The 14,636-nt window shown below is 73.0% G+C and carries 12 protein-coding genes; 5 read left to right on the top strand and 7 right to left on the bottom strand.

Annotated elements, in window-relative coordinates:
- Window positions 1–76: 76 nt before the first annotated feature.
- The 4 genes from WME76_RS12060 to glgA form a co-directional block, all read right to left on the bottom strand.
- Complete coding sequence (locus tag WME76_RS12060) at window positions 77–1,432, bottom strand: WD40/YVTN/BNR-like repeat-containing protein (protein ID WP_437960284.1); 1,356 nt, start codon at window positions 1,430–1,432, stop codon at window positions 77–79.
- Between the two features lie 89 nt (window positions 1,433–1,521).
- Window positions 1,522–1,986, bottom strand: a complete 465-nt coding sequence (locus WME76_RS12055) for a FixH family protein (protein ID WP_437960283.1) — start codon at window positions 1,984–1,986, stop codon at window positions 1,522–1,524.
- Window positions 1,979–2,905, bottom strand: a complete 927-nt coding sequence (locus WME76_RS12050) for a hypothetical protein (protein WP_437960282.1) — start codon at window positions 2,903–2,905, stop codon at window positions 1,979–1,981. The genes WME76_RS12055 and WME76_RS12050 overlap by 8 nt, the downstream gene beginning before the upstream one ends.
- A gap of 169 nt (window positions 2,906–3,074) precedes the next feature.
- Window positions 3,075–4,526, bottom strand: a complete 1,452-nt coding sequence (gene glgA, locus WME76_RS12045) for a glycogen synthase GlgA (protein WP_437960281.1) — start codon at window positions 4,524–4,526, stop codon at window positions 3,075–3,077.
- A gap of 250 nt (window positions 4,527–4,776) precedes the next feature.
- Here glgA and WME76_RS12040 point away from each other — a divergent pair, with 250 nt between their 5' ends.
- From WME76_RS12040 to WME76_RS12025, 4 genes are all read left to right on the top strand, one after another.
- The gene (locus WME76_RS12040) at window positions 4,777–5,961 is read left to right on the top strand and encodes a vWA domain-containing protein (protein WP_437960280.1); all 1,185 of its coding nucleotides are present in this window, start codon (window positions 4,777–4,779) and stop codon (window positions 5,959–5,961) included.
- Between the two features lie 139 nt (window positions 5,962–6,100).
- Window positions 6,101–7,153, top strand: a complete 1,053-nt coding sequence (locus WME76_RS12035; protein ID WP_437960279.1) for an RluA family pseudouridine synthase — start codon at window positions 6,101–6,103, stop codon at window positions 7,151–7,153.
- Between the two features lie 150 nt (window positions 7,154–7,303).
- Window positions 7,304–8,251 carry a hypothetical protein gene (locus WME76_RS12030; protein ID WP_437960278.1) on the top strand — a complete coding sequence of 316 codons (948 nt, stop codon included), beginning with the start codon at window positions 7,304–7,306 and terminating at the stop codon, window positions 8,249–8,251.
- 96 nt (window positions 8,252–8,347) lie between these two features.
- Complete coding sequence (locus WME76_RS12025; RefSeq protein WP_437960277.1) at window positions 8,348–10,309, top strand: molybdopterin-containing oxidoreductase family protein; 1,962 nt, start codon at window positions 8,348–8,350, stop codon at window positions 10,307–10,309.
- A 111-nt stretch (window positions 10,310–10,420) separates the two neighbouring features.
- Here the strand turns inward: WME76_RS12025 and WME76_RS12020 are convergent, their stop codons facing one another.
- Together WME76_RS12020 and WME76_RS12015 are read right to left on the bottom strand one after the other, a co-directional pair.
- On the bottom strand, window positions 10,421–12,022 hold the full coding sequence (locus WME76_RS12020; RefSeq protein WP_437960276.1) for a hypothetical protein: 1,602 nt from the start codon (window positions 12,020–12,022) through the stop codon (window positions 10,421–10,423).
- A gap of 106 nt (window positions 12,023–12,128) precedes the next feature.
- Window positions 12,129–12,653, bottom strand: a complete 525-nt coding sequence (locus WME76_RS12015) for a DUF4126 family protein (protein WP_437960275.1) — start codon at window positions 12,651–12,653, stop codon at window positions 12,129–12,131.
- A gap of 307 nt (window positions 12,654–12,960) precedes the next feature.
- On the opposite strand from WME76_RS12015, the gene WME76_RS12010 reads away from it, so the two are divergent.
- Window positions 12,961–13,467: a DUF4112 domain-containing protein gene (locus tag WME76_RS12010; RefSeq protein ID WP_437960274.1), complete on the top strand. Its 507-nt coding sequence runs from the start codon at window positions 12,961–12,963 to the stop codon at window positions 13,465–13,467.
- A 36-nt stretch (window positions 13,468–13,503) separates the two neighbouring features.
- Here the strand turns inward: WME76_RS12010 and WME76_RS12005 are convergent, their stop codons facing one another.
- Window positions 13,504–14,613: a glycoside hydrolase family 5 protein gene (locus WME76_RS12005; protein ID WP_437960273.1), complete on the bottom strand. Its 1,110-nt coding sequence runs from the start codon at window positions 14,611–14,613 to the stop codon at window positions 13,504–13,506.
- Between the last annotated feature and the right edge of the window lie 23 nt (window positions 14,614–14,636).

Genomic DNA, 14,636 nt, shown 5'->3' with positions numbered 1-14,636 from the left:
CATAAGCAGTTATGAAGAAAAAGCGCCCCTGGGGCGCCCTGCAACACGCCGCCTGTCAGCCGGCGCCCAGCGCCGGTCACCGGGCCCCCTGGCGCGCGCAAGAGCGCGCCCGAGCCCGCCTCCGCGCGAGCGCGCCGGCGAGCGGGAGCGCGAGCCAGATCGCTCGACCTCCGGACGGCGTCGCGTGCTGAGCTCCTGCCGCGCCGATCTTGCACCCGCACCCGTCCGGCTCGCCCGCGGGCGGCGGGTCGGAGCCTCCGCCGCTGCCGCTGCCGCTGCCGCTGCCCGCCGCGGCGTCGCCGCCGCATTGCTGGGAGCCGATGGTGAGCTCCGTCGCGCCCCAGAGGTCGGTGCACGTCGACGCCATGCCGCTGTCGGGCGCGCACTCGAGCGGACCGCAGAGCCCGTCGAGGTGCATCAGCGCGGCGAAGGTCGCTCCCTCGTCGATCGAGCGGCCCACGGTGAAGCCGTCGGTGAACTCGTCGCCGCAGGCGAAGATCCCCTCGGCGGTCCAGGTCAAGCACCGCGCGCCGACGTCCGAGATCTTCTCGAACTCGAGCGAGCTGGCCGGCGCGCGCCAGATCCCGTCCTGCGGGCCGCCCACGATCACGCTCCCTCCGTCCGGCGACAGCGCGAAGCCGAGGAGGTTGCCCTGGCCCTCGAAGATCGTGGTGAAGCTCTCCCCGCCGTCGTGCGAGACGATCAGCGCGTCGGCCGGCTCGCCGTCGAGCCGCACGTAGACGATGTCGGGGTCGGCGGGATCGATCGCGCCCAGGTACGGCAGGCGCCTGTCGTTGCTGTCCGGGATGTCGAGCCGCGTCCACGTCGCGCCGCGATCGTCGGTCCGCTCGAGCGCCCCGGCGTAGTCGGGCGCGCCGAAGCGGCCGCTCACGTACACGCGCTCGCGGCGCGAGGGGGCCGCGTCGACGGTGTGCGCGAGGAAGTCCTCGGGCAGGTCGACGCCCGCCTTGGTCCAGCGCTCCGCGTTGTCGCTCGTCTCCCAGAGCTGGGTCAGGAAGCGCCCCGACCCGAGCCCCGTGCTGACGACGAGCACGGCCCGGGACGGGTCCTCTCGGTCGGCCGAGAGGTCGATCACGTAACGGTCCTGGAGGTCGCCCGGGGCGAACGACCAGTCGCAGCCGCCGTTCCTCGACGCGCTGAGCCCGTCGAAGACGCCCGCGATGATCGTCCCGTCCGCGAGGAAGGCTATCATCGGGTCCTCGTTGTCGCCGAAGCCCACGACCGGCTCGCAGATCCAGCGCCACCGCTCGCCGCCGTCCTGCGTGGCGAGCAGGCCGTAGGTGGCGCGCACGATCAGGCGCGACGGGTCGCTCGGGTGGGCCGCGATCTGCCCCGCGGCCGGGAAGCGGCCGTTGGCCGAGGCAGGCGCGGCGACCGCCGCGACCGAGAGAAGCGCCGCTGCGGAGACCACCAGGGCACGTCGCCGCGGCGCGCTCGTCCCGTTGCACCCGCGATGCGCGCAGGACCTCTCCTCTGCAAGATTTCGCACGGGGCGAGAGCCTAGTGCACCTCGAACTCGAATTCCGCCTCGTCGATGAGGGACGCGTCCAGGGCGCGGAGCTGCACGTCCCAGAGGCCTCCCATCGAGAACGCGACGTCGGGCACCTCGTAGAGCCCAGGCGCGATCTCCTCGCCGTCGCTCGTCGACGCCCCGTGGGCCATGCCCAGCATCATGGCGTGGACGCGGAGCCTGATCCGCTTCACCGGGTTCCCCGAATCGGCCCAGGTGAGCCGCACGTGGAAGGTGTTCCTGCCTTGCGCGATCGGCGCGGTCGGCTCGACCGCGAACTCGACGCGCCCGTTGCGGCCGATCCCCATCCGGCTCCCGGAGTCCTCGTCCGCGGGCGGCGCTCCGCAGCCGTGGAGCGCGAGGAGGGCGAGCGCCGCGAGCGCCGCGGCGCGGGCCCGCGCCGCGCGACGACCCGAGGGCACGGCTGTCGACGGACGATCGCGATGGTCAGTCATGTCTTCCCCACACGTGACGAAGGCCAGTGGACAGGGCGACGAAGGCGCCCTCGTTGCGGCCGATCCCGGCGATCGGCAGGTCCGCCTGGAGGTTGCCGACGGCGGTCCAGCGCGGGCTGATGTCGTACGCCAGCACGGCGAGCAGCGCCGTTCGCTCGCGCACCTTGCTCCCGATGAGGTGGCGGTCCTCGCGCGGCGGCCCCTCGCGCTCGTAGAGGCCGCCCGCGGCGAGCGAGACCCCGGAGGACCACACGGGCCCCCCGGCCACGAGGATCTGCGCGCGGTCCCCGGGCGCGATCCGCTCGCCGGTCGGCAGACGGTAGCTGGTGCGGACGCTGACCGAGGCGGCGAGCAGCGCCTGGAACGAGCCCCACGATTTCTCGAAGAGCATCCCCGGCCGGATCTCGGCCACGCCGAGGCCCGTCGCGTCGACGCCGAGCGGATCGACCGCGGCGTCCTGGAGGCTCCCCACCGGGATGGACGCGCCGACCGTGAACGCGGCCGCCGGGATCCACGGCGACAGGTGGTCCTCGACCATCGTGATCCGCCCTGCGGCGCTGACGTCGCCCACCCCGCCGCCCGAGGAGGACCCGCCGCCGGGGGATCCGCCCCACGCGGCGATCAGCGGGACGGAGACGCCGACCTGGAAGCGCTCCCTGACGCGCACCATCCACCCGGCCTCGGCCCTGAGCTCGCGGCGGTAGACGCCCTCGCCGGACGGCGCGAAGTCGCGCGCCGCCGTCCACGCCCCGATCTGCTCCGTCAGCCGGAGGGAGAAGCTCGCGGCGGCGCGCTCCGAGGGGGCGAGCCACTGCGCGGCCCCGTGGCCCGTCCCGCAGCAGGCCGACGCGCGCGCCGCCGTCGGGGACGCCACGAGCGACAGCAGCACCGCGGCGCAGGCGATGGCTCTGGGCAGCACGGCGCTGCTATAGGCGAGGCCGCGGCCCCACGACAATGCGTCATGTTGTCGCGCGGGCGGCGCCCGGCGCGGGTCGGGCACGTCCCGTCGCTCGCGCCGTCCTGGCGCGCGCCATTCCGTCGAGCGCGCCGTTCGTTCCAGCGAGCGCGCCGTTCCGGTCGCGCTGCGCTCAGCTCGCGAGGGTCTGCCGGTAGACCTGGACGTAGCGGCGCGCGGGGCGGTCCCAGCCGAGGTCGAGGCGCATGATGCGGCGCTGGACCGCGGGCCAGCGGGGCGAGGTCAGCGCGCCGAGCGCCCGCTGCACGCCGCCGAGGAGCGACGTCGCGGTCGGCTTGTCGAACAGGAACCCCGTGCCCGTCTCCAGGGCCGCGTCGAGGTCGACGATCGTGTCGACGAGGCCTCCGGTCCGGCACGCGATCGGCGCGGCGCCGTAGCGCTGCGCGTAGAGCTGCACGAGGCCGCACGGCTCGAAGCGCGACGGCACGACCACGAGGTCCGCCGCGGCCATGAGCCGGTGCACGACGGCCTCGCTCACGCCGCCGAGGAACTTCGCGCGCTCCGGCGCCTTGGCCGCGGCCGCGGTGAGCTTCTCCATGAGCTCGGGGTCGCCCTCGCCGGCCACGACGACGCTGACGTCGCTCTTCAGGATCTTCGGCATGGCGCTGGCGAGCAGGTCGCTGCCCTTCTGCGCGACCACCCTGCCGATGGACACGAGCAGCGGGCGATCCGGCCGGATCTCGAGCCCGAGCTCCTGGAGCAGGGCGCTCTTGCAGCGGCCCTTGTTGCTCACGTCCTCGGCGTCGTAGCGCGCGATGATGGCCGGGTCGGTCATCGGGTTCCAGACGGCGTAGTCGATGCCGTTCACGATGCCGGTGAGCTGGCCCGCGCGGGTGCGGAGCACGCCGTCGAGCCGCTCGCCCTGCTTCGGCGTGAGGATCTCGTTCGCGTAGGTGGTCGAGACGGTGGTGAGCGCGTCGGCCGCGAGGATGCCGCCCTTCAGGAAGTTGAGCTGGCCGTAGAACTCGAGCCGGTCGGGCCGGAAGTGGTCGTCGTCGAGGCCGAGGTACGGGAGCGTCTCTTTCGGGAAGAGGCCCTGGTGCGCGGCGTTGTGGAGGGTGAGCACCGTCCGACCGGGCACAGACGGCTGGTGGCGGAGCAGGTACGCCACCATGGCGGTGGGCCAGTCGTGGGCGTGGACGATGTCGAACGGCGACCCCGATCGTGCGCGCTGGCGGACGAGCTCGACGACGGCGCGGGAGAACAGCGAGAACCGGCGCGCGTTGTCCTCGTAGTCGCGCCCGTCCTCGCCGTAGATGCCGGATCGATCGTGGAACCCCGGTACATCGAGGACGACGAGCTCCACGCCCGTGCTGAGCCGCCCGTCGAGGAGCGTCACCGGGATCGGCCCTGGCGCGATCTGCGGGTCGACCTCGAGCGGCATCGGGGTGAGGCGGCGCGCCATCATCAGCCCGCTCGACTCGAGCGCCCGGTAGCGCGGCAGCGCGATCGTCACCTTGTGGCCGAGCAGCCGGAGCGCCTTCGAGAGCGACGACACGACGTCAGCCAGCCCGCCGACCTTGACGATGGGCGCGATCTCGGAAGCAGCGAAGAGGATGTCCATGCGGGCGCCGTGTGTAGCACGAACCGGGGGGCGCACGGGGCGGCTTCCGTACATCGGGGGCGGGGCTCCCGGGGAGCTCCATGGGCGTCCGTCGCCATCGGGCGGGCGGGCGACGGCGCGTGTTTCACCGTCCGGTGTCGCCGCGGCGGCGGCGCGGCATCACCGGGGGCAAACTCCGGTCCGCGCCACATTCGCCGCGGGGCCGTGCCCGGCCAAGACACGCCGCCCCGGCCTGTGTATCGTTTTGCTCGTGAGAAGCACCCTTATCTTCCCCAGGATCTCTCTGTTCCTCGCCCTCCTCTCCGCCGGCATCGCCGTGAGCTGCGGCGGCGGCGACGGCGACACATCCTCGTCCCAGGGCTCCGGCGCGTCCGGCGGCAGCGGCGGCGGCGGCGGCGCCACCAGCAGCAGCAGCGGCGACAACACCGGCGGCTCCGAGCCCATCTTCGTCGGCAGCGGCGGCAGCCTGGTCGCTACCAGCGGAGGCGGCGGCGACGGCGGCGGGTGCCAGCAGCTCGACATCGCCTTCGAGCCGCAGACGCCGACCGTCATGATCGTCGTCGATCGCTCGGGCAGCATGTACGACAGCGGGTTCTGGGACCCGCTGAAGACCGCCGTGCTCAGCGTCGTCGAGACCCTGCAGACGAAGGTCCGCTTCGGGTTCCTGACCTTCACGGGGATCGCGCCCTCCCAGTGCCCGCTGCTCACCGGGGCCGACGTCATCGCGCTCAACAACCACGCCGACATCGCGGCCGCGTACGACGAGGCCTCCATGAGGCCCGGCCAGAAGCTCGAGACGCCGACCGGCATGACGTTCAACGAGGAGATCATCCCCGAGCTCGTCGCATTCGGAGAGCCCGGCCCCAAGTACATCCTCTTCGTCACCGACGGCGAGCCCGACCGCTGCGACGACGGCCCCGCCGCGTGCGCGCGCGACGACGTCGTAGGCGCGGTGCAGTCCGCCTACGAGCAGGGCATCGGCACGTTCGTCTTCGGCCTCGGCGAGGGCTCGTTCGCGGAGCACCTCCAGGACCTGGCGAACGCAGGCGCCGGCCAGCCCGTCCAGCGGCCCCGGGACACGCAGCAATCCTGCTTCACCGGCGCGGGCACCTACGCCGACGTCGGCGGCACCGCGATGGTCTACACGCCGGACCCGACCAACGCGACCGCCCTGGAGAACGAGCTCAACGCCGCCATCTCCGGCGCGAAGAGCTGCACCTTCGACCTCCAGGGATCGATCGAGGTCGATCTCGCGCACGCGTCCGAGGGCCAGGTGCTCATCGACGGCGCGCCCGTCCCCTACGACGAGCAGAACGGCTGGTACATGGAGAGCTCCACCCAGCTCGTCCTCGTCGGCGACGCCTGCGAGCGCCTCAAGAGCGCGACGCAGGGCGTCTCGTTCGACTTCCCCTGCGAGATCATCGACCCCCTGTGAGCGTCGCGTCGGGCCGCGCCGCCGCGCCCCGGCGCGGCCCCCCGGCGGCCGCCGCGTTGCTCCGCTGCGCCCGCCGCCGGCCGCCTTTTCCGCGCACCCCGCCGGCGCTTTTGCTAAAGGCGTACGGCAACCTCGACCCATGACCAGGATCAGCGCGCGGGAGCTCGCGGGCACGAGCGGCCCCTTCGGCCGCGGCACGCCGGTGGTGCGGCCGGCGGAGGTGCCCGAAGGGTCGGTCGTCACCGTCCTGCGCGTGCCGCCCGAGTCGGCGGGCATGCGCCTCGACCGGTTCGTCCAGAGCCAGCTCAAGCGGACGAGCCGCACGCGCGCCGCCGAGATCGTCGCCCGAGGCGCCTACTCGCCCGAGGCGCGGCGCCTGCGCGGCAGCGACCGCGTGCGGCCGGAGCAGTGCATCCTCCTCTGGCGCGAGCCGTGGGACGAGCAGGCGCCCGACACCCCGATCCCGGTCGTCCACGAGGACGACGCGCTGCTCGCCGTCAACAAGCCGCCGGGCCTGCCGGTGCACCCCACGGCGCGGTACCACAAGAGCACCGTCATCAAGATGATGGAGGCCGCGCGCCCCGGCGAGCGGCTGTTCCTCGCCCACCGGATCGACCGCGAGACGAGCGGCGTGCTCCTCCTCTGCCGCACGCCCGAGGCCGATCGGCGGGTGAAGGCGCAGTTCGAGGAGCGCACGAGCGTCACCAAGCGCTACGCCGCGATCACCTGGGGCTGGCCCGAGCACGACACCTTCCGCGTCGAGCTGCCGCTCGAGCTCGACACCACGAGCCGCTACAAGGTCAAGATGCGCGTCGCGCCGCCGGGCCGCGGCCTCACCTCCGCCACTGCGTGCGAGGTGCTGGGCCGCCGCGCCGATCCCCTCACCGGCCGCCGCTACGCGCTGGTCCAGTGCACGCTCGAGACCGGCCGGCAGCACCAGATCCGCGTCCACCTGGCGTCGAGCGGCCTGCCGCTCGTGGGCGACAAGCTCTACGGGCCCGACGAGGGCATGTTCGCGCGCGGCGCTGACGGCGTGCTCACCGACGAGGACCGCCGCGCGCTCGAGCTCGACCGTCACGCCCTCCACGCCGCGCTGCTGGAGCTCACCCATCCGGTGACAGGCGAGCGCGTGCGCGTCGAGGCGCCCCTCTCGGAGGATCTGCGCACCTTCTGGGATGCGCTCCGCGCCTGAGGCGTGGACGGCGCAGCGCGGAGCGGACCGGCGGCGAACCGAGGGGAGCGGCGCGAAACAGCGCGGAGCGGGCGGCGACAGGGCGACAGCGGCGCTCGCCAGCGGCTCCGGATCTTGTGCCGTCGCGCCGACTTACGTACGATGATCGAGATGACGCGTGCGCGAGACGACCTCGAGGCGCTGCGGGATCCAGCGCTTCGGTCCACACCGCTCGAGGCCGAGAGCTCCGCCCAGAGCGCGGCGTCCGGGCCGGTGGAGCCCGGTCCGGATGAGCCGAGGAGCGCCGCCGAGGCGCCCTCCCCACCAGCGCGCCCCGGCGCGGACGAGCCGCAGCAGGCGGCCCCGGAGCGGCCGGAGCCGGCCGAGCCGCCCCCCCCCTCGGTCGCAGAGCCGCCGCCGGTCGATCCGCGCGCCCGGGGCGACGAGAGCCTCGAGCGCGAGCGCTACGAGCGCTACGCGATGCCGGCGAGCGACCTCCCCGCGGCCAACGTGCAGACCTTCCGCGGGGACGCGGCCGGGGTGCTCGCGATCGTCCGGCGCGCCGTCCAGTCCGTCACGCGCGATCCGGCGCGCCACCGGCGCCGGCTGCCGAAGTCGCGCTTCGACGCGATCCGCAGCTTGCCGGAGCTCGCGATGGCGCTCGACTACGCGGTGACGCGCATGCAGCCCGAGAGCGCGCCGCCTCCCGAGGTGACCGAGCGGCTCGATCAGCTCTACGAGGCGCTGCGCCCGACGATCGTCGCGGCCGAGGCGTGCTTCCCGCGCGGCATCGTCCCGGAGACCTACGGCATCGTCCGGCGCGCGCTCGTCGCCGGCGATCCCGCGAGCGCGGCGGCCACGATCACGAACCTCATCCAGGACCGGTGGGGCCACGTGCAGGGCCGGATCTCGATCACCAGGGAAGAGGTGACCCGGATCAACAGCACCGCGAAGTGGCTGCTCAGCAACACCCGCCCTCCCGAGCGCCTCGACTCGAGGGACATCCGCGATCGCCTCTGGTCGCTCCTGCGCGAGCGCTACGAACAGCTCCGTGTCATCGCGCAGGAGGTCTCCGGCGACGAGTCCCGCGAGTACGCCCCCGAGCGCCTCGCCGACTAGCACCTGCCCGCTGTCTCCCCATCAGGCCCCCGTGGAGGGAGCCTCGACCGGCGAGCGGGCATACCCCCGCATGGCCGCCTGGTCTAGGCTCCCGGCATGCAGCAGATCCGCAAGACCGTCTGCAACCGCGATTGCCCCGACGCCTGCAGCATCGTGGCGACGGTGGAGGATGGCCGCATCGTGCGCCTCGGCGGCGACCCGGACCACCCGATCACGCGAGGCTTCCTCTGCTACCGGACGTCGCGCTTCCTGGAGACGCAGTACTCGCCCGAGCGCCTGACCACGCCGCTGCTCCGCAAGGGCGGCGAGCTCACGCCCGTCTCGTGGGACGAAGCGCTCGACACCGCGGCCGAGCAGCTGCTCCGGATCCGCGGCGAGTCGGGCCCGGCCGCCATCTTACATTACCGGAGCGGCGGCTCGCTCGGGATGCTCACGACGATGCCCGACGCCCTCTTCGCGCGGTTCGGGCCGGTCACGGTCAAGCGCGGCGACATCTGCTCCGGCGCGGGCGACGCCGCGCAGCTCGCCGATTTCGGCGAGGAGGACAGCCACGACCTCGCCGACCTGAAGAACGCCCGGCACATCCTGCTCTGGGGCAAGAACGTCTTCACCTCGAGCCCGCACACCCTCCCGGTGCTGCGCGAGGCGAAGGCGCGCGGCGCGGAGCTCGTGCTCATCGATCCGGTGCACCACAAGACGGCCTCTCTGTGCGGCGCCTTCTACCAGCCCCGTCCAGGCGGCGACTTCGCGCTCGCCATGGCCGTCGCCCGCGTGCTCTTCGACGAGGGGTGGACCGACCCGCGCGCCGCGGACTACTGCGACCACCTCGACGAGTTCCGCGCGCTCGCGCAGCGCCGCTCCGTGGCTGAGTGGTGCCGCGACGCCGACGTGCCCGAGCGCGCCGCGCTCGATCTCGCGCGCCGCCTCGGCGCCGAGCGCCCGACGGCCATCCTCGTCGGCTGGGGCATGGGCCGCCGCACCTCGGGCGGGGCGATCGTGCGCGCCCTCGACGCGCTCACGGCCGTCAGCGGGAACCTCGGCGTCCCCGGCGGCGGCGTCTCGTTCTACTTCAAGCGGCGCGGCGCGTTCGATCTCGCGCAGCTCCAGGGCGATCGCGCCGCGCCCCGCACCGTCTGCGAGCCGCTGTTCGGGCAGGAGGTGCTCGGGATGAGCGACCCGCCCATCCGCGCCGTCTGGGTGACCGCGGGCAACCCGGTCGCGATGCTGCCCGACTCCGGCGCCGTCGCGGAGGCGCTCGCGACCCGCGAGTTCGTCGTCGTCGCCGACTCCTTCCTCACGGACACCGCGCGGCTCGCCCACCTCGTGCTGCCCACGAGGACGCTCCTCGAGGCCGACGACGTGCTGGGCGCCTACGGCCACCACTACCTCGGCGTCTCCACGCCCGTGGTCCCGCCGCCGGAGGGGGTGAAGAGCGATCTCGAGATCATGCAGGCGCTCGCGCGGCGCGTCGGCCTCGGCGGCGCGCTCGACGGCAGCGCCCGCGACTGGAAGCGGCGGCTCACCGAGCCCAAGCTCGCGCCGTTCGGCGTCACCCTCGAGACGCTGGAGCGCGGGCCGGTGCGCAATCCGCTGGCGCCGGAGGTGCTGTTCGCGGACCGGAAGTTCCCGACCGCGAGCGGGCGGGTCAACCTGATCACCGAGGCGCCGGAAGAGCGCGGCGATCCCGACGCAGGCGAGTTCCCGCTGCTCCTCATGGCGCTCTCCACCGACAAGTCGCAATCGTCGCAGTGGGCGCGGCCCCAGCAGGGCCCCGCCGTCGTCACGGTCCACCCCGACGCGGCCTGCGGCGTGCCCGACGGCGGCGTCTGTCGGATCGCGTCGCGCGTCGGCGCCATGACGGTGCGGCTCCGCCACGATCCCGCCCAGCGCCGCGACGTGGCGCTGATCCCGAAGGGCGGCCACCTCCGCGACGGCCGCTGCGCCAACGCGCTGATCCGCGCCCGCACCACGGACATCGGCGAGGGCGGCGCGCTCTACGAGGAGCGGGTGCGCATCGCGCCGATCGCGCCGGACGACCTGCCGCAGCCCCGCTCGTGACGCGCGCTGCGCCGCGCCCGCCACCGGCCGCGGATCTGCCGTGACCCGAGGCGGCCGCGGCTCCTGCTCCGGAGCCCTCGCCCTCCGCCGCGGGGAGCGCCGCGTCGCCGCTCAGTCCTTCTGAGCCGGCTCCCGCATCGGTTCCCGCGGCGCGCCTCGCTCCGAGGGCGCGGCGGCCGAGCCCTCCACGGCGTCCCCGATCTCGCGCGCCACGTTCTCCACCGTGCGCAGGCTGATCCGCCCGGCGAGCACCAGGGTCGCGCCGAACTCGCGGCAGTCGATCGGGTCCAGCCGCACGGGGGACGCGAAGGTGTTGACCGCCGCCATCTGCCCCGCGGCGTAATCGAAGCGCGCGCCGAACACGAGATCGCCGTACCGCGTATACGACACCAGACCGAGCGCCGCGTGCACGCCGCTCATCCGCTCGAGGAAGAGCCTCGACTCGATGGACAGGGGGCCTCGCAGGCTGGACAGCGCGTTGAAATCCGTGACGACGCCGCTCGCCAGGCTGAGATCGCGCGTGAGGAACACCTCGGCGCCGAGCCCCACGTTGACCATGGGCGCCGCCGCCTCGACGACGCCGAACCGGCTCTGCCGTCGGCTCGTCACCGTCCCCGCCTCCATCGCGATCTCCTCCCGATCGGCGGCGATGCGCGCGAACTCCCGCTGGCCCATGTAGAAGAAGCCGTCGAGCTCCAGCCGCAGCCTGCTCCACTCCGCGCTCGCGCCCACGGCCACGCGGGCCGGCGAGGGCGCCACGAACTCCCCCGTGCCGGACCAGTGGCGCACCGCCGCCGTCCCTGTCGCGAGCGTGTCCTGGTAGCTCGCGTCGAAGGAGTCGAAGACGTGAACGCTGGGCGTCCTCACGCTGATCCCGGCCGAGAACACCCGGGTCAGCCGGTACGTCGCCCCGAGGTGCGCGAGGAGGTCCCAGGAGTCTCCCGAGAGCGCCGTCTGGTACGTCGTGCTGCTGGCCGCGCCCGTACCCGTGTCCTCCACGATGCTCGAGATGCTGAGCGAGCTCGTGTAACGCGTGCGTACGACCGAGAGCGAGGCGCCCACGGCGAGGCGGTCGTTGACGCTGTAGCTCCACGACGGGCCGGCGCTGTAGCGCCCCCACCTGTAGCGGAGCGTCTGCGCCTGGGTCACGCGGCGCGCGGCCGACTCCCCCGAGAACCCGAGCGCGTCGAACCCGAACTCGCTCTCTTCCGTCTTCGCGAGGCACGCGGCGAGGGTCTGGCGGCCGACAGGCACCCGCGCCGAATTCCCGTCTCGCGCGCCGCTCCTCAGGTCGAAGAAGTAGCAGGTCGCGTCCGGGAGGGTGCTCAGGCCCTGGTCGGTCACCGTCGTCCGGTCGAGCCGGAGGTCCCCGTACCGCTCGGCGTCGACCGGGCCTGGCTGGTGCCACGCCTCCAGCGTTCGATGCGCGTAGCGGAAGAACGACGACGAGAACGCGATGTTGCGGTCCTCGATGCGGACGATCGTCGCCGGGTTCAGGAAGGGCGCCGCGCCGTCGACGCCGAGCACGACCCCTGTGCTCCCGAGGAGCGCGGATCGCCCGCCGAGCAGCGCGGACTCGTATCTTCCCTGGGCGCGCGCCGGGGATTCGCCCAGCGCGCCGAGGAGCGCGCTGGCCGCGCCGACCAGGGCGAGGCGCAGTCCAGGGCGGCGGAGGGGAGCGCGCGGCCTCAGCGGCATGTCGGGCGCCAGCATGCATCGCGGCGCCGTGACCGCAACGGCAGCGGCGCCCCGCTGTGGCAGGAAGCGACGTGCGCGCGGGCCGGAAGCTCCCTGCGGGCGCTGGAGCGCATGCGCCTGCTCAGCGGCGGGCAATCACCGCGCCCAGGCCGAAGGCGATGGCATCCTCGATCATGGCTCCGACCGGGGCGGGAACGCGCGTCCCGCGGTCCATCCACGCGCGGGCGCGGTTGCCGACGAGCGCCCCCACCGCGGCTGCCACGGCGCCCACCACCGCGCCGGCGACGCGCAGGTTCTTCTCGGGGCTCTGGGCGCCCACCGCGGCGCCGAGGAGCGCTCCGATCACGAGGCGCCCGCTCAGCGGCCCTGTCGAGAGGCGGCTCGGCGCGGAGGGCAGCTTGTCCATCAGGAGCTCTCCGCCCGCGAGCACGCTCATCACGCGCTGCGCTGTCGGCGAGCGGAGCGCGCGCCAGAAGCTCCCGCTCTGCCCGTCGAACGCGCCGCGCCGAGCGCTGGACGCGAGGATCCTCACGCCCAGCATGGAACGCATCCCGGTCACCAGCCCGAGCCCTGCGGCCTGCCCGAGGAGAACGATCTCCGAGGAGCTGGGCCGCCGGGCGCCTCCAAAAAACGTTGCTGTCGCCATGACGACCGGCACTAGCAACGCATATGCCCCGGTTGGCGTGCGCGCTCTCCGTCCGGGGGACGTGGAGCGCTCCTGAACGACCTCCGCCCGCAGCGCGCCGGCCCGTCCCCCTCGCGGTGAGCCGGGGCACCGCTCTCCGGCGGCGTGGAGCGCCCTGCGTCCATCCGCTTCGTCGCGATGTCCGGAACCGGAAAGTTGCGGACCCGAGCGACGGCCTGTCCGCAGGTCCTCCGGCATCGCGGTTGAATGGGCGCGGGAGGTGCATTACCTGAGAATCTTCACCTTGCACCCCGGAGAACGGTCCGCCATGCCCGTGACCCCCATCGCCGCGCTCAGGACCGTTGACGTCGAGGATGAACGGCTGAGGCGCCTGAACGCGCTCGGTCAGTTTCTGGACAACGCCATTCGCATCCCGGGCGTCGGCTACCGGGTCGGCTACGACGCGGTGATCGGGCTGATCCCGGGCGTCGGAGATCTCATCGGCTTCGGGCTCTCGATGTACATCATCCTCGCGGCGACGCGGTACCGCCTCCCCGCCTCGACGTTGCTGCGCATGATGCTCAACGTGGGTCTCGAGGCGCTGATCGGCATGATCCCCCTCCTCGGTGACCTCTTCGACGCGGCCTACAAGGCGAACGCGCGCAACCTCGACCTCCTGCGGTCGCACCTCGCCGCGCGGGGCCAGGGCGGCGCGCGCCCCTCGGATGCCGGCTTCTATGCAGGGCTGCTGATCGTGGTGGCGGGCGTCGTCGCGCTGGCGGGCCTGCTGCTCTTCTCTCTGGTGCGCGCGGCGCAGGGCCTCTTCGGATCCTGAGGGGAGCGACAGCGGGCCCCGGAGGGGGCCCCCCGGCTACCGGACCGACGCCGACAGGTGCGCTTGCAGCGAGATCATCTGCGGCGTGTCCGCGCCATCTCGCGGCTCGAGCGACGTGAAATAGTCCTTCCAGGAGGGCCCTGCCGCCCAGTAGGTCCAGCCCACGTAAACGTCCTTGTTTTGCTCGAGGTAGATCACGACGTTGGCGATGGCCTTCAGGCATACCGCGCTCGCCCCGCCGCTGAACTCGCCGAGAAACCCCTTCTTCCCGTGCTTCCTGAGCCACGCCGTGAACCCCTTCAGGCGCTCCACCCCGACGGTCTCGCTGACGCAACTGGGCGATTCTCCGGAGGAATCGTCGTCGAGGTGCTGGTGGACCTCGAACGCGACGACCTGCTTCGGGTCGACGATCTTGACGAGCGCCTCGGCGTTCGATGTTCCGTAGAAGGTCGCGTCGAAGCTGTGCGCCCCGGACCATCCGTTGCCGGGGACGATGATGAGGTTCGTCGCCCCGGTGCTGCGGATCGAGACGATCGCGGCGTTGGCCGCCTCGATCCACGGCTCGGTCGGCATGTCGTGCGGCTCGTTCATGAGGGCGAACACGACCTTCGTGTTGCCCTTGAACTCGACGGCCACCCGCCCCCAGAACTCGGCGAAATCCGCGATCGGGATCTCCGCGCCGAGGACACCGGTTCCATAGCGGCCGTAGTTGTGCACATCGAGCACCACGTAGGCGCCCTTGGCGACCAGGTTGTTGACGGTCGTCTTCAGCCGGTTCAGCTCTGCTGCGTTGAGCGGCTGGTTGCGCGCGGGCTGCAGTCGTTCCCAGCGAAACGGCACCCGGAAGGTGTTCATCCCCTTGCTGAGGAAGTAATCCGCGGACGTGTATCCCTTGGAGAACGCGGGATCCGGGTAGGTGTAGTGGACGCCCGGGGTACCTGGGAGCGTGCCTTTGCCGAACGGGTCGACCGCGAACTCCGCCCCCGCGAGGCTGACGCCTCTCAGCGAGAGCGGCCGCGCGATGATCTCGGCCTCCGCCGCGCCGCTCACGGCGACGGCCGTTTCGCCCTTCTTCTCCGCGTCACCCCCCCGGCACGCTGCGAGAACAACCCCGAGCCCCACGAGCGCGCACGAAATCTTCCTCACAGCCGCTCCTCGGACCGCATGAG

It is taken from the genome of Sorangium sp. So ce119 (assembly GCF_051524405.1).
In the GTDB taxonomy this organism is placed as follows: Bacteria; Myxococcota_A; Polyangia; order Polyangiales; family Polyangiaceae; genus Sorangium; species Sorangium cellulosum_G.
The sequence above is the reverse complement of the archived record's forward strand: the minus strand, read 5'-3'. Positions and strand labels throughout refer to the sequence as shown.

Excerpts from the sequence above, each read along its gene's own strand:
- WME76_RS12055 (WP_437960283.1), bottom strand. The coding sequence starts at position 1,986 with ATGACTGACCATCGCGATCGTCCGTCGACAGCCGTGCCCTCGGGTCGT.
- glgA (WP_437960281.1), bottom strand. The coding sequence starts at position 4,526 with ATGGACATCCTCTTCGCTGCTTCCGAGATCGCGCCCATCGTCAAGGTC.
- WME76_RS12035 (WP_437960279.1), top strand. The coding sequence starts at position 6,101 with ATGACCAGGATCAGCGCGCGGGAGCTCGCGGGCACGAGCGGCCCCTTC.
- WME76_RS12030 (WP_437960278.1), top strand. The coding sequence starts at position 7,304 with ATGACGCGTGCGCGAGACGACCTCGAGGCGCTGCGGGATCCAGCGCTT.
- WME76_RS12025 (WP_437960277.1), top strand. The coding sequence starts at position 8,348 with ATGCAGCAGATCCGCAAGACCGTCTGCAACCGCGATTGCCCCGACGCC.
- WME76_RS12020 (WP_437960276.1), bottom strand. The coding sequence starts at position 12,022 with ATGCTGGCGCCCGACATGCCGCTGAGGCCGCGCGCTCCCCTCCGCCGC.
- WME76_RS12015 (WP_437960275.1), bottom strand. The coding sequence starts at position 12,653 with ATGGCGACAGCAACGTTTTTTGGAGGCGCCCGGCGGCCCAGCTCCTCG.
- WME76_RS12010 (WP_437960274.1), top strand. The coding sequence starts at position 12,961 with ATGCCCGTGACCCCCATCGCCGCGCTCAGGACCGTTGACGTCGAGGAT.